10 protein-coding genes are annotated in these 14,216 nt (G+C 40.6%); all 10 read left to right on the plus strand.

Going from position 1 to position 14,216, the window contains the following annotated elements:
• Window positions 1-28: 28 nt before the first annotated feature.
• Window positions 29-1,891 carry a TRAP transporter permease gene (locus M3183_RS10175; RefSeq protein ID WP_251469172.1) on the plus strand — a complete coding sequence of 621 codons (1,863 nt, stop codon included), beginning with the start codon at window positions 29-31 and terminating at the stop codon, window positions 1,889-1,891.
• 34 nt (window positions 1,892-1,925) lie between these two features.
• A complete protein-coding gene (locus M3183_RS10180; RefSeq protein WP_251469174.1) occupies window positions 1,926-2,492 on the plus strand; it encodes a UbiX family flavin prenyltransferase in 567 nt (188 codons plus the stop codon).
• Between the two features lie 383 nt (window positions 2,493-2,875).
• Window positions 2,876-3,664 carry a helix-turn-helix domain-containing protein gene (locus M3183_RS10185; RefSeq protein WP_251469175.1) on the plus strand — a complete coding sequence of 263 codons (789 nt, stop codon included), beginning with the start codon at window positions 2,876-2,878 and terminating at the stop codon, window positions 3,662-3,664.
• A gap of 57 nt (window positions 3,665-3,721) precedes the next feature.
• On the plus strand, window positions 3,722-5,284 hold the full coding sequence (locus M3183_RS10190) for a class I adenylate-forming enzyme family protein (protein ID WP_251469177.1): 1,563 nt from the start codon (window positions 3,722-3,724) through the stop codon (window positions 5,282-5,284).
• Between the two features lie 87 nt (window positions 5,285-5,371).
• Window positions 5,372-6,772, plus strand: coding sequence for a UbiD family decarboxylase (locus M3183_RS10195; protein WP_251469178.1), 1,401 nt, complete (start codon window positions 5,372-5,374; stop codon window positions 6,770-6,772).
• 107 nt (window positions 6,773-6,879) lie between these two features.
• On the plus strand, window positions 6,880-8,070 hold the full coding sequence (locus M3183_RS10200; RefSeq protein ID WP_251469179.1) for an MFS transporter: 1,191 nt from the start codon (window positions 6,880-6,882) through the stop codon (window positions 8,068-8,070).
• Window positions 8,071-8,183: 113 nt separating this feature from the next.
• Complete coding sequence (locus tag M3183_RS10205; protein WP_251469180.1) at window positions 8,184-9,710, plus strand: class I adenylate-forming enzyme family protein; 1,527 nt, start codon at window positions 8,184-8,186, stop codon at window positions 9,708-9,710.
• Window positions 9,711-9,770: 60 nt separating this feature from the next.
• On the plus strand, window positions 9,771-10,523 hold the full coding sequence (locus tag M3183_RS10210) for a response regulator transcription factor (protein ID WP_251469182.1): 753 nt from the start codon (window positions 9,771-9,773) through the stop codon (window positions 10,521-10,523).
• 123 nt (window positions 10,524-10,646) lie between these two features.
• A complete protein-coding gene (locus M3183_RS10215) occupies window positions 10,647-11,774 on the plus strand; it encodes an XdhC family protein (protein WP_251469184.1) in 1,128 nt (375 codons plus the stop codon).
• 16 nt (window positions 11,775-11,790) lie between these two features.
• Window positions 11,791-14,202 carry a xanthine dehydrogenase family protein molybdopterin-binding subunit gene (locus M3183_RS10220; protein WP_251469186.1) on the plus strand — a complete coding sequence of 804 codons (2,412 nt, stop codon included), beginning with the start codon at window positions 11,791-11,793 and terminating at the stop codon, window positions 14,200-14,202.
• The last annotated feature ends 14 nt before the right edge of the window (window positions 14,203-14,216 follow it).

The raw sequence follows: 14,216 nt of genomic DNA on the forward strand, positions 1-14,216 counted from the left end.
TGAAAAGTAATTTTAAGGAGGGAATGAGATGAAAAGGTTTGCTGTTCCGGGAATTATTGCGATTGTATGGTCTTTGTTTCAGATGTATACAGCAATGGAAGGAGCTTTTCCGTCTATTGTTCAAAGATCGATTCACGTTTCCTTCGGTTTGTCATTGGCCTTTGCCTTATATCCGCTGGGAAAAGAAAAAAGGAATATCATTCAAAAATTATTGAATATAGCTTTCATTCTATTACCGCTTATTATTGGGGTATATGTCACCGTAGAAGCAAATCGTTTGAGTACAAGAATTTGGTTTGTTGACGATGTTTCCTATTTAGATTTTTGGCTGGGTGCATTATTTATTTTACTCCTTCTGGAAGCATCAAGAAGAACGGTAGGTTATGTCATTACACTTTTGGCTGTTCTTTTCATAGCATATGGTTTTGCCGGGCCTTATTTAGGCGGATTATTAAGCCACCGCGGTTTAGATGTTACTAGAATGGTTGATTTGTTGTTTTTATCACCTGATGGGATTTTTGGTGTTCCCATCGGTGTTGCGACAGATTATGTCTTTTATTTTATCCTGTTTGGAGCCTTTTTGGAGATTTCCGGCGGCGGAAAATTGTTTATTGATATCGCCTTCAAGCTTACCCGTAAATCAAAGGGCGGTCCGGCTAAAGCTGCAGTCGTATCCAGCGGCCTGATGGGGAGCATCAGCGGAAGTGCTGTTGCCAATGTAGTCAGTACGGGTATTTTTACGATTCCTTTAATGAAAAAAACCGGGTATTCCAAAAGAGATGCTGGGGCGATAGAGGCCTTGGCCTCAACAGGCGGGCAATTAATGCCGCCGATTATGGGTGCGGCCGCCTTTTTAATGGCAGAAATGCTTGGAGTGCCTTATGTAAAAATTATTTATGCAGCTCTCATTCCAGCTCTACTCTATTATATTTCTGTTTTCGTCTATGTTCATTTAAAAGCTTCAAAGGATCAACTAGGCTTAATGGATGAAGCATTAGAAGAAGAGAAGGAGAAACTGAAGGATCGAATTCATCTGCTGCTTCCGTTAGTTATTTTAATTATATTAATTTTCTCAGGTTCTACCTTATCAACAGCGGCATTCTGGTCCATTGTCAGTGTGCTGGCTGTCAGTTATTTAAGGAAAAACACTTTCTTAAAAATAAAGGATATTCTTTCTGCATTAGAAAGCGGTGCTAAACAATCTGTAAAAGTGACGATTCCTTGCGCCGTGGCGGGTATTATTGTCGGGACAATCAGTTTTTCAGGATTAGGATTGAAATTTACCAGTATTATTGTTGAATTATCGTTTGGAAACATAGGACTTGCACTAATATTGGTGGCGCTCGGCTGTATTATTCTTGGCATGGGGATGCCTACCACTTCCGCTTATATTATGGCCGCCATATTATTGGCACCGGCACTTGAAGAATTTGGTGTTAATCTATTTGCTGCCCATATGTTTGTCTTTTATTTTGCTGTACTATCGATGATTACACCGCCGGTTGCCCTTGCTGCTTACAGTGCTGCTGGTATTTCAGGTGCTTCGATGAATGAAACGGGTGTGAGGGCATTGGTTTTAGGAGCGGGAGCCTTTTTAATACCATTTGTGTTTGTCTTAAACCCAGCCTTATTAATGATTGGTCAGCCATTAGAAATAGCTTGGGTTACCATTACCACACTGCTTGGGATTATTGGATTAGTGGCGGCCACGGTAGGATACTTTTTTACGAATATGTCAGGCTGGATTCGGATTGTTTCGCTTGTTTCTGCCATAACCATGATCATTCCGGAAACGATAACGGACATTATCGGGATTTTATTATTCCTTTTTGTCGCCTTCAATCAACGGAAATTAAGCCGAAGATTTATCAGTAAAGGCCTTACCACATAATGAAGAATCATACAATCAACAGGGGGGTAACAAGATGAAGAAGAAAATGGTTATCGGCATTACAGGAGCGAGCGGAGCTATATATGGCATTCGGCTTTTGGAGACACTGAGAGAGCTGGATATTGAATCACATGCCGTTATTAGTTCTTCCGCCGTCAAGACCATTCATCATGAAACTGACTATACCATCAACCAGGTAGAATCGATGTGTTCCTATCTGTATGATACATCAGATATTGGAGCAGCTATTTCAAGCGGCTCATTTAAAGTAGATGGGATGATTATTGCCCCATGCTCAATCAAAACGTTATCCTCAATTGCTAATAGTTTTAATGACAATCTTATCACCAGGGCGGCAGATGTAACATTAAAGGAACGCAGGAAATTAGTTTTAATGGTCCGGGAAACACCTTTTCATCTTGGACATTTAAAATTAATGCAATCCATTACAGAAATGGGAGGAGTCATATTGCCTCCTGTTCCAAGCTTTTATCATCTGCCTCAATCCCTTGATGATATCGTGAATCAAAGTGTCGGCAAGGCACTTGATCAATTTAACATTGAAGCAAACTTATTTACCAGATGGTCCGGTTTAGAGTAAAAAGGTATATTGAGAGACAGTGTTTTTTCTAACGAAGGACACTGTCTATTTTTTAGTGTTGATTGGAGCGGAAGGCACTTGACTCCTGCGGGAGACCCCACAGGAGCTTTTAGCGCTGAGGAGGCTCCCCGCACGCCTGCGGAAAGCAAGTGACTGGAGCGGAAAGCAACAGCCAAGTTTAACAGCCATTTTTTTAAAAGAGAAAGTAGATAGAATTTTAAAAAGGATAAAATAGAAATTTTGAAATATCCACACTCCCTCTTTTGTTAACATTATTTATATAGCTGGAAAATTAGTAATAATTAAAAAATTAAAAAATAGATAATATATTTTTTGAACTTTTCATTTTAATCATTATTTATTATTGGGATAGGGGGATATAAATGGCGGATATTCTCATTGTTGATAACAATGGAGCAGAAAGAAAAGAAATTTGTTCAATTATCAAGGATTCACCATATAACTTTTTAAATGTATATGAGGCAGGAAGTGCGCAGCGGGGCCTGATGCTTCTTAAACAAAATCAGCCCAGTGTATTGATACTCGACATTTCCTTACCCGATATGGACGGCATCAAATTTGGAAGGACTGCACTAGAGCTTTATCCATCCCTTCCTGTGATCATTGTCAGTCATTTGAAAATGTTTGAATTAGTTCAAATGGCCATTAATGCAGGTTTTGATTCCTATCTTTTAAAACCATTAGCGAAACATGACCTTTTACAGACCTTCGACCGGCTGCTGCCTCCAGGACTAGGTATGAACGTAAGTACAATACCTAATAGTATGACACAAATACAAGCAAATGATTTGAAAAACCCAATCAACAGCGCCATTCAATATATTCAAGCCAATTATGGGAATCCTCTCACATTAAAAGAAATATCAGATCAAGTGTATTTAAGCGCATCTTATTTCAGCAAGCTCTTTAAGGAAGAAACAGGCATGACTTTTATCGAGTATCTAACCTTTGTAAGAGTCCAAAAGGCAAAGGGGCTGTTAAGGCTTTCATCCCTGCCGATTGAGATTATTGCTAATAGTTCCGGCTTTTCAAATCAAAGTTATTTTTCAACTGCCTTCAAGAAAATAGTCGGAAAAACACCTAAAGAGTATAGAGATCAGTTTCTTTGGAATACAAAAAAGATGAAAAAAGTAAGAGCAATTGAGGCTTGAAATCATTCTAATTTGGAAACCCAGTTGTGATAGAGAAAATAGGGGGGAGTTGAATCGATGAATTTATCTGCCATGTGGGACTTTGCGGTCGAACGATATTCCAATCGAATCGCCCTTGTACAAGGGAATCGCAGGTTCACTTATAATCAATTAAATAAAGAAATTATAAAAACAGCTTCTTCCCTTCAAAGAATTGGAGTGAAGAAAAATGACAGGGTTACGATTTTATTAAAGAATCGTCATGAAAATGTGGTGATTTATTGGGCACTCCAAAAACTAGGTGCTATTTATACCCCAATCAATTTCAGACTGTCCTCGAAAGAAGTGGAATACTGTGTAAATGATTCCGAATCCACTGCGGTTATTTATGAAAGCGCTAGCGAAACGGCTGTTTTACATGCTAATTTTCACTTTAGCCCGATTTTAATAGGGGTGGGTGAAGTGGCGGGAGCAGATATTTACTACAGTGAACTGGTTGACCGCAGTCCGGGAGGCTACATAAAACCAAACATTCAAGACGAGGATATCGCCCTTATGCTTTATACCTCCGGGACAACAGGAAAACCAAAAGGCGTTCCTAGGAGTCATAAAAATGAGTATTCCGCTGCGGTTGCTCACATTATTCAAAATAAGTATGTCGATAATGAAAGTACATTAGGGACCATGCCGCTTTACCATACGATGGGAATGCGTTCCTTGCTGGCTATCGCTTTCTTAAATGGAAAATATGCAGCATTGCCGGATTTTGATGCAAAAGAAGCACTGAATATCTTAAGTAAGGAAGAAATCACCTCCTTGTACTTAGTGCCGACTTTATATCATGATATTTTAAATCATCCTGATTTTTTCCAATTTGACCTTAAAGCTTTAAGAAAGATTGGCTATGCGGGTGCTTCGATGACAACGGCATTAACGGAAAAATGTGTGGAGTTATTGAAGCCGGACGTGTTTGTGAATCACTATGGAAGCACTGAAGTCTATACTTTTACCATTTGCTCAGATGTCACAAAAAAGCCGGGGTGTGCCGGAAAGCCGGGCTTCCATCAAAGCATTCGTTTAATCACGCCTGATCCTGATGGGAATGCTGCACCTGATGATCTTGTCGGCAAAGGAGAAACAGGGGAAATTATTGTATCCATCAACTCGATTGAAAGTTTTAAAGGTTACTGGAACAGACCCGATGCCAATAAAAAAGCAATACGGGATGGCTGGTATTTTACAGGCGATTTAGGTGTGTTTGATGATGATGGCGATTTGTTCGTGATCGGGCGGGTGGATGACATGATTATCTCAGGTGGTGAGAATGTCCATCCCATTGAGGTGGAAGACATTTTATCTGAGCATCCCAAGGTGCTGGAGGCTGCCGTTGCAGGTGAGCAGGACGACCGCTGGGGACAGATTGTGACAGCCTTTGTTGTTCCTAAGGATCCTTCCATCACGATTCAAGAGCTTGATGAGTTTTGTAAAAATACCCCCAAACTTTCCAATTTTAAACGGCCAAGAAAATATGTTTTTATTAAAAGTATTCCTAAGAGCAATGTAGGAAAAATCCTCCGGCGAAAGCTTAGAGAGGGAAAATATGAAATATACCAAAATAGTAATAATCTTGTAAGGAATTAAGAATATAAAAAAAGGTTAGGAAACCCTAGCCTTTTTGTTCTCCATTTAAAAATATCCAAAAAAAAATAATGTAGGCTGGTGAATCATATGCATAATTGTAAGTCACTTCGCAGTTGGTTAGGTAAATTAAAAAAAGAAGAACAATTAGCAGTCATTGATAAGAATGTATCATTAGAATATGAGATTGCTGCTTTTACTAAAAAGCTGGATGGTAAAAAGGCCGCCTACTTTTCAAATGTAGAGGGCTATCATATTCCTGTTGTGTCCGGCATGACATCTACTAGAGAACAGTTTGCAATGGCAATGGGGATTCCTGAGCAGGAAATCACCGATAAATTCTTAGATGCGCTTGACCACCCAACCCCTTGTTTGCAGGTTTCTAGTGAAGAGGCACCTGTACATGAAAATGTGATCATGGGTGAGGATGTGGACCTGCTAAAACTTTTGCCGATTCCGATTCACCATGAAAAGGATTCCGGCCATTATATCTCCGCCGGTCTCGCTATTGCAAAAGACCCTGTAACAGGGAATCAAAATGTTTCGATTCACCGGCTGCAGGTTTCGGGGAAAAATAAATTAGGTGCTCTCATTCTTCCGAGACATTTATATAGTTTTTATAAAGCAGCAGAGGAAAAGGGAGAACCATTAGAGATTGCTATTGTTATAGGCGTGGATCCAGTCAGTATATTAGCTTCACAGGCGATCGCACCCTTAGGGCAGGATGAAATGGAAATTGCCGGATCTTTAAAAGGGGAACCGGAGCCTGTGGTAAAATGTAAAACCATCAATGTGAATGTTCCGGCCTATGCGGAAATTGTGCTGGAAGGCAGAATTTTGCCTCATGTTCGTGAACCTGAGGGACCGTTTGGGGAATTTCCAAAATATTATGGCCCAAAAAGCAATAAAGAGGTGATTGAAATAACGGCTATTACCCATCGCAATAATCCAATCTTCCAAACCATTCTTGCATCCAGCTATGAACATCTATTATTAGGCGGAATCCCGCGTGAAGCCAGCCTTTTACGGGCCTTAAGAAATACAGTGCCGACCGTTAAAGATGTTCATCTTAGCCTTGGGGGCACCTGCCGTTATCATTTAATTGTACAAATGAAAAAGAGAAATGAAGGGGAAGCCAAGAACGTTATTCTGGCAGCCTTTGCGGGCCACTATGATGTCAAACATGTCATTGTGGTAGATGAAGATGTAGATATATACAATTTGGAAGAAGTGGAATGGGCATTAGCGACCAGATTCCAGGCAGAAAAGGATTTGGTTGTCATTAATGGTTCGCTTGGTTCGAAACTTGACCCATCTACCAATAAGGGGGTAGGTTCAAAAGTTGGATTCGATTGTACGGTGCCATTAAACAGCGAGCCGATGGAATATGAAAAAATTCAAATACCTGGAATGAATGATATGAATGAACATGATTATTTACAGCAGCAGGTTTCCTTTGACCTTTTACCGGGAGAACATTTTAAAGAATAGAAAAATAAAAGTTCCTATCTTTTTAGGTAGGAACTTGGTCTTTTTTAGGGAATAGTTAGTATAAAACATAAGTATATCTTTTACTAGGGGCAGGAAGGTGTAAAATCATGCAGATGAAAAATACGAAAATCCTTTATATTGTGACCTTGGCCTCGTTTCTTGGTCCATTTACACAGACGATTTATGCCCCTCTTTTACCCGAATTGACATCCATCTTTGAAACAACCCAGCTGCTTGCCAATATCAGCATCTCTATCTTTACTTTTACGCTTGCATTTATGCAGATGGTTTATGGACCGATTTCTGATCTCAAAGGGAGAAGAAAGGTATTGCTATTTGGGATTTTTATTTATTTGCTGGGCTCATTGGGCTGCTCTATATCAAGCTCAATTTATTTATTTTTACTGTTCAGGGCCGTTCAGGCAATTGGAATTGCCTCTGGTTCTGTGGCGGCCACCGCGGTTATTGGTGATTTATTTCAAGGCAGGGAACGATTCAGGGCAATGGGGACCTTTCAAATGCTGATGGCACTTGGCCCTGTATTAGGACCGGTTGCCGGCGGGTTTTTAGCGGGGATGTTTCATCTCCATCTCATCTTTCTATTTCTTTCGTTTACAGGACTGCTCATTTTTATCGCTAATTACTTTTTTCTTCCTGAAACCAAAAGCCAAGAGCATAAAAATAATAAATTTAAACTGAAGTATTTTAGTTTGGTTTTTCAAAATCCGGTTGGAATGGCTGTTGTTTTGCTGGGCTTTATTCAATATTATTCTTTTTATAATTATTTAATCTTTATGCCGGAAATCCTAACCTCCCGCTATTCTCTTAGTATGGAACAAAAAGGGCTGTTATTTTTGCCATTGTCATTATCTATCTTAATAGGAAGCTATTTTGGCGGCAGATTGCAGGAAAGGTTCAAGGCAGAGAAATGCCTTATCTTTACCTCCCTTTTTAATGTATTGGGAATCGTCTTGTTTATCTTTTTTGCGAAAGTTTCCTTGATCCTCCTTATTCTTTCAAGTGTCCTTTTTGGACTGTTTTTGGGTTTATCCCTTCCTGTTCAAACGACGCTCCTGACAAGTGCTTTTGTGATGAACCGGGCCACAGCCATCGGTGTTTACAACTTTTTTAGATATATGGGGATGGCGCTTGGGCCTATTTTAGGCAGCATATTGTTCAAATTAGGAGATATATATTTGTTATTTAGTATTACGGCCTGTACATTCTTCGGAATTGTTTTATTTGTAAGGGCCAAATTATTGAAAAATGTCCATCTATCCAATTCTTTTGATGTTTAAGGCAGAAAATGGGTACTTTTTAGAAAATTGTGTAAAGTTGTGTCGAATTGTTGTATAATAATTTGTATTAGAAAAATCCGACCTTTAATCCTTCATGTTAAGGAGAGTGCCGAATGAATTTAAGTAAAGTTTTTCGTTATGCTGTCGAAAGGCATCCTGATCGAATGGCAGTAGTTGATCGAAATCAAACGTACACATACCGGGAGCTTGAGCGGGAGGTAAATGCTGCCGCTTTTTCTTTGCATAGGCTTGGAGTAAAAAAGCGGGACCGGGTAGCCGTGCTATTAAAAAACCGTATAGAGGCCGTTGTGCTTTTCTGGGCCATTCAAAAATTAGGGGCTATTTTTGCACCCATCAATATCCGGCAATCCCAGGAGATTGTTCATTATTGTCTGAATGATTTAGAGGCAAGGTTTGTCATATACGGGAAAGCAACCGAGTATTTAATTGATAGAAAAAAGTTTATAGAACGTCCTCTTTTCATTAATATTGATGGATTTGGAGGGGATATCAACTATCAGGAGCTGGTAAAGCAGCCGGCAGAAGATTTTCAGCCAGGCCCAATCCTTGAGGAGGATTTATCCGTTATTCTATATACATCGGGGACTTCGGGCAATCCAAAGGGTGTTCCCCGCTCCCATCAAAATGAATATGCTTCATCATTTTCACACATCTTCCAATGTCATTACCAGTGGCATGATACTACCTTAGGTGTCATGTCTCTCAATCATACAATGGGACTAAGGTCACTCATTAGTATGATGATGTTAAATGGCACCTATGTCGTTTTACGAGACTGGGATCCATCTGATGCTGTCCAGCTGATAGAACAAGAGAAAATAAGTGTCTTATATTTACTCCCTAATATGTATCATGACATCGCTCTGCTTCCGGAATCAAAAAGGAATCGATTTGACGAGCTTCATACGATTGTCTATGCAGGGGCGCCGATGTCGCCTAAACTAATTCGATTATGCCAGGAAGTTTTCCAGCCCAAGCATTTTGTAAATCACTACGGCAGCACTGAAATCTATACGTTTACATTTTGCGACCGGGTAACAGAGAAACCAAGCTCTGTTGGAAAGCCAGGAATCCACCAGAATATTAGAATCATAGAGCCTGATGTATACCGTACCAAAACCCCGGATGACAGGGTAAAGGACGGAGAAATAGGGGAAATTATTGTGCATATGGGTTCACCGGAATCATTTAAGGGGTATTGGAACAAACCTGATATCACGAAAAGAAGTGTCAAAGATAATTGGTATTATACAGGTGATTTAGGATATAAAGATGCAGAGGGCGATCTCTTCGTGGCGGGCAGAATTGATGAAATGATTATTTATGCCGGCGACAAAATCTACCCGCTTGAGGTGGAATCTGTTTTATTGGAACATCCAAAGGTCCAGGAAGTTGTGGTTGCAGGGGAACCTGATGAACGATGGGGACAGGTTGTGACGGCACACATCGTACCTAATGATCAGACCCTGACAGCTAATGAACTAGACCTATTCTGTAAAAGACACCCAAAACTTTCAAATTATAAAAGACCAAGAAAATACACCTTTCAATCATCTTTTCCAAAAACGGTCTATGGAAAAATCATGCGCAAAAAATTAAACATGGATATCCAAAATTGATTTCTAAAATTCTATCATTAGAGCAAAATTTTAAAAATTATCGGGATGGGAGGTTAGGCCTTGCCAAATTTGTTAATAGTTGATGATGAATATGAGAGCCGTTATTCCCTTCAAGAGTTTATTCAATCCAGTGAGTATGATTATTTTTCGGTCCATGAGGCGGATTCTTATGAAAAAGGGCTATTAATGCTTAAACAGCTGAGGCCGTCTATTCTAGTCGTCGAAATTTCCCTGCCTGACGGAAATGGCCTTGAACTGGGGGAAAAGGCCATACAATGGGATCCATCCATTTCCGTTATTGTCCTTACCCAGTTGAAAATATTTGAAGATGTCCAGAGGGCTATTAACCTTGGGTTTTCCGCCTTTCTTTTGAAACCGTTTTTAAAAAGTGAACTAAAACAAATTTTTAATCGAATTAGCATTCAAAGCCTTTCAGCAGAAACCAGCTATCTTATTGAACCAAATGAAACACCTGTGAATGCAGACCTTGCCAATCCTATCCAATCATCGATCCAATATATTCAAAAACATTTTAAAGAACCGATTACATTAAATATGGTGGCGGATGCCGTTTATTTAAGCCCTTCCCACTTCAGCCGATTGTTTAAGGAAGAGATGGGCGTCACATTCGTCGAATATTTGACCGCCTATCGGATAGAACAATCGAAGTCATTGCTGAAAATGACCTCTCTGCCAATTGAGATTATCGCCCATCAAATGGGCTTTACCAGTGCCGGCTATTTTGCCACAACCTTTAAAAAAGGAGAAGGCTGCACACCAACTAAATATAGAAGTTTATTTGAAAAGGGGTAAATCTTTAAACGATTTACCCCTTTTTAATAAAATTTTAAAGATGTGTATGATAGAAATTTGCAACTAGAATATTTAGAGAATTTCTATAATTCAATTAAGCAAGATGAAATGAGGTGATGAGCTTTGATAATCACAGAATTAAAGAGATGCATACAAAACAATCAAAAAGCCGTTCTTGCCGTCATTATTGATAAAAAAGGCTCATCTTACCGCCAAGTCGGTGCAAAAAGTCTTATACAATCAGATGGAACCATCGTCGGAGTTTTAAGCGGCGGATGCATTGAACAAGATTTATTCGAACATGCAAAAGACGTATTTGAAACAGGTGACCCTAAACAAATCGTCTATGACTTAAGAAATGACGATGATGCACCCTGGGGATTAGGGGTAGGGTGTAACGGAGTAATCACGATATGGCTTTCCCTCATAGATCCAGTCAATAGAAAAAAAGAAGCCGAGAACATGATGAATATTTTTGAACGGCAATATTCCAGTACTGAACCTTTCACACTTGGTGCCGTCATAACTTCGGATCGACATGAAGTGCTGTCTCCAGGTACTGTTTTTGAACCAAATGAAATGGATACAACCTATCTGCCATTCAATAAATTAAATGGAATCATCGAAAGTCAATCTTTCCTTATTGATGGTAAGGCTGTGAATGCTGCAATTTTTTTGGAAACGATTACACCAACTCCAAGCATTATTGTATTTGGTGCTGGGCCGGATGCATCTTCATTAGCGAATCAATTAAAGCTGCTGCACTGGCATGTCACAGTGGTGGATCACCGTCCGGGTTATGTAACCGAAGAGAATTTTCCAAATGTGGATGAATTAAAACTAGTTTCCCCAAGGAGATTTCCTGAGGGGTTGGAATTAAATGAGAATACTTATGCGGTAATTATGACCCATCACTATGAGCAGGACCTTGTCTATCTTAAAGGGTTAATGAAAGAGAATCCCGCTTATATCGGCTTATTAGGCCCTAAGAGGAGATTTGAAAATTTAAAGAAAGATCTTCAAGTACAAGGCGTCACCATTCCAGCATTTATGGAGGACCGGATTCATACCCCGATTGGGCTTGATATTGGATCAGAGACACCTGAAGAAATAGCCTTAAGCATTGCAGCCGAAATTATGAGCTGCAGAAACAAAGCAAGTTACCAGCCGCTGAAATGGAAAACGGATTCAATCCATACGGCTGTTTCTGAAAATCAGTATTGTCATATGAAATTGGTTGAAATGGAGTAAAAGGAGGTAAGCAGGCTTGAGTTATATAGGAAAACCTTTAAAACGTGTTGAGGATGCAAGATTGGTATCTGGTGAAGGAACATATATGGATGATTTGTCTCCGCTGCCCAATATCCATCATGCAGCCATTTTAAGAAGCCCGCATGCACATGCAAAGATTATTCAAATCCATACGGAAGAGGCAGAAAAGCTGCCAGGTGTCATTGGGGTTGTCACTGGTGAACAGGTGGCAGCACTGACGAGACCATTCCCTGTTGGTGTACGGGTTCCTGTTAAATACTATCCAATCGCAGTAGAAAAAGTGCGTTTTGTTGGAGAAGCGGTTGCAGTAGTTATTGCTAAAAACCGCTATATTGCAGAGGACGCACTGTCATTAATCAAAGTGGAGTATAAAGCATTGGACCCTGTTGTCCATATCGAAGATGCCCTTTCAGAGGAATCAACAGTCCTTCATGAGGAAGTTGGCAGCAATATTGTCAATCATCGTTTTTTCAATTATGGAAATGTAGAAGATGCGTTTAAAAATGCGGACCGTGTCATTCGAAAGAAATTTCATTTTCCAAAAGTTAGTGCAACGCCTGTTGAAAACTACGGTGTCATTGCAAACTATACCAAAAGTGAGGATGCCTATACGATTTGGGCAAACTTCCATGGCCCTTTCACGCTTCACTCTGTTATGACAGCAGCCCTCAAGGTGCCAAGTAACAGACTAAGGATTATCACACCAAAAGATATAGGCGGCAGCTATGGAATCAAATCCGGTGTGTTCCCTTACATGGTGCTGATGGGAGTTGTCTCAAGAATTCTAGGTGTTCCGGTGAAATGGACGGAGGACCGCCAGGAACACCTTTCGGCCAGTTCCAGCGGTACCGACCGTGTCTCTTGGATTGAAGCAGCGGTGAAAAAAGATGGAACGATTCTAGGGTTAAAAATGAAATATGCCGATAATGTCGGCGGCTATATCCGTGCCCCAGAACCTGCATCCCTTTACCGGACCCATTCCAATGCAACCGGGGCGTACCGAATTAAAAACTTGGAGGTAGAGGCGATTGCCGTTGTCACCAATAAAAGTCCAACGGGTCTTATCAGAGGATACGGCGGTCCGCAGCACTATTTCCCGCTTGAGAGAATGATGCAAATCATCTCAGAAGATCTGGGACTTGATGTAATCGAAGTTATTAAGAAAAACTTGCTTACAAAAGAAGAATTCCCCTATCAAACTGCTACTGGTGGAATCTATGACAGCGGGGATTACCATAAAGCTTTAAACCTGGCACTTGAATCGATCGATTATGAAGGATTTAAACAGAAGCAAAAAGAGGCTTGGAAGAATGGTAAATATTTAGGTTTAGGATTTGCCTGTATTGTTGAGCCGTCTGGTTCGAACATGGGATATATCACGCTTGCCTTAACACCGGAAGAACGCGCAAAATCACTGCCGAAATCAGGATGTTCAGAGGGAGCAACGGTTTCCATCGATCCACAGGGCGGCATTACGGTACGAATCAGTACAGTTCCAACCGGCCAGGGCCATGAAACGGTTACGGCGCAAATTGTGGCCGATGCCCTTGGCGTTGATCCTGCTTCTATCCGGGTCATTGCAGAAATGGATACCGTCACAAGCCCTTGGTCCGTCGCTTCAGGAAGTTATTCCAGCCGGTTTGCACCAATTGGATCAAGTGCTGTCTATCAAGCTGCTCAAAAAGTGAAAAATAAACTGCTTGAAATCGCGGCCAGCCAGTTAAATGTACCGGCAGAAGAACTCGTGATCAGCGATGGTAAAGTCAGTGTGAAAAATGATCCGGAAAAAGGTGTATCTCTTAAAAGAGCAGTCGGTTTAGCGCATTGGAATCCGGAAGGTCTTCCAAATGGAATAGAGCCGGGCATTCATGAAACCGCCTTCTATACACTGCCTGTCGCGAAGTCGCCGAACGAAAAAGATATTGTCAATGGTTCTGTCACCTACGGATTTGTCTTTGACGCCGTTCAGGTTGAAGTCGATATTGAAACAGGCGAAGTAAAGATAATAGACTATACGACCATTCACGATGCCGGCAAGCTATTAAATCCAAATATTGTGGAAGGCCAGATTATGGGCGGTCTTGCCCATGGGCTTGGAGCCGCGATGTATGAAGAACTTGCCTATGATGAGAGAGGTCAATTTTTAACGGGAAGTTTCATGGATTACCTCTGTCCAACCGCAACAGAAATTCCGAAGGTAACCATTAAACATATTGAATCACCTTCTCCAATAACACCGCTTGGAGCGAAAGGGTTAGGGGAAGGAAATACGATGAGTGCTCCAGTTGTACTGGCTAATGCTGTAACAGATGCCTTGAAACCTTTACATGTCTCAATTGACCAGCTTCCATTATCGCCAGACCGGATTTGGTCAAAGATTCACAATAAAAATACTGTAAAAATGTAACCAGAGGAGGAATT

This window comes from Neobacillus mesonae, assembly GCF_023715155.1.
GTDB lineage: Bacteria > Bacillota > Bacilli > Bacillales > Cytobacillaceae > Neobacillus > Neobacillus mesonae_A.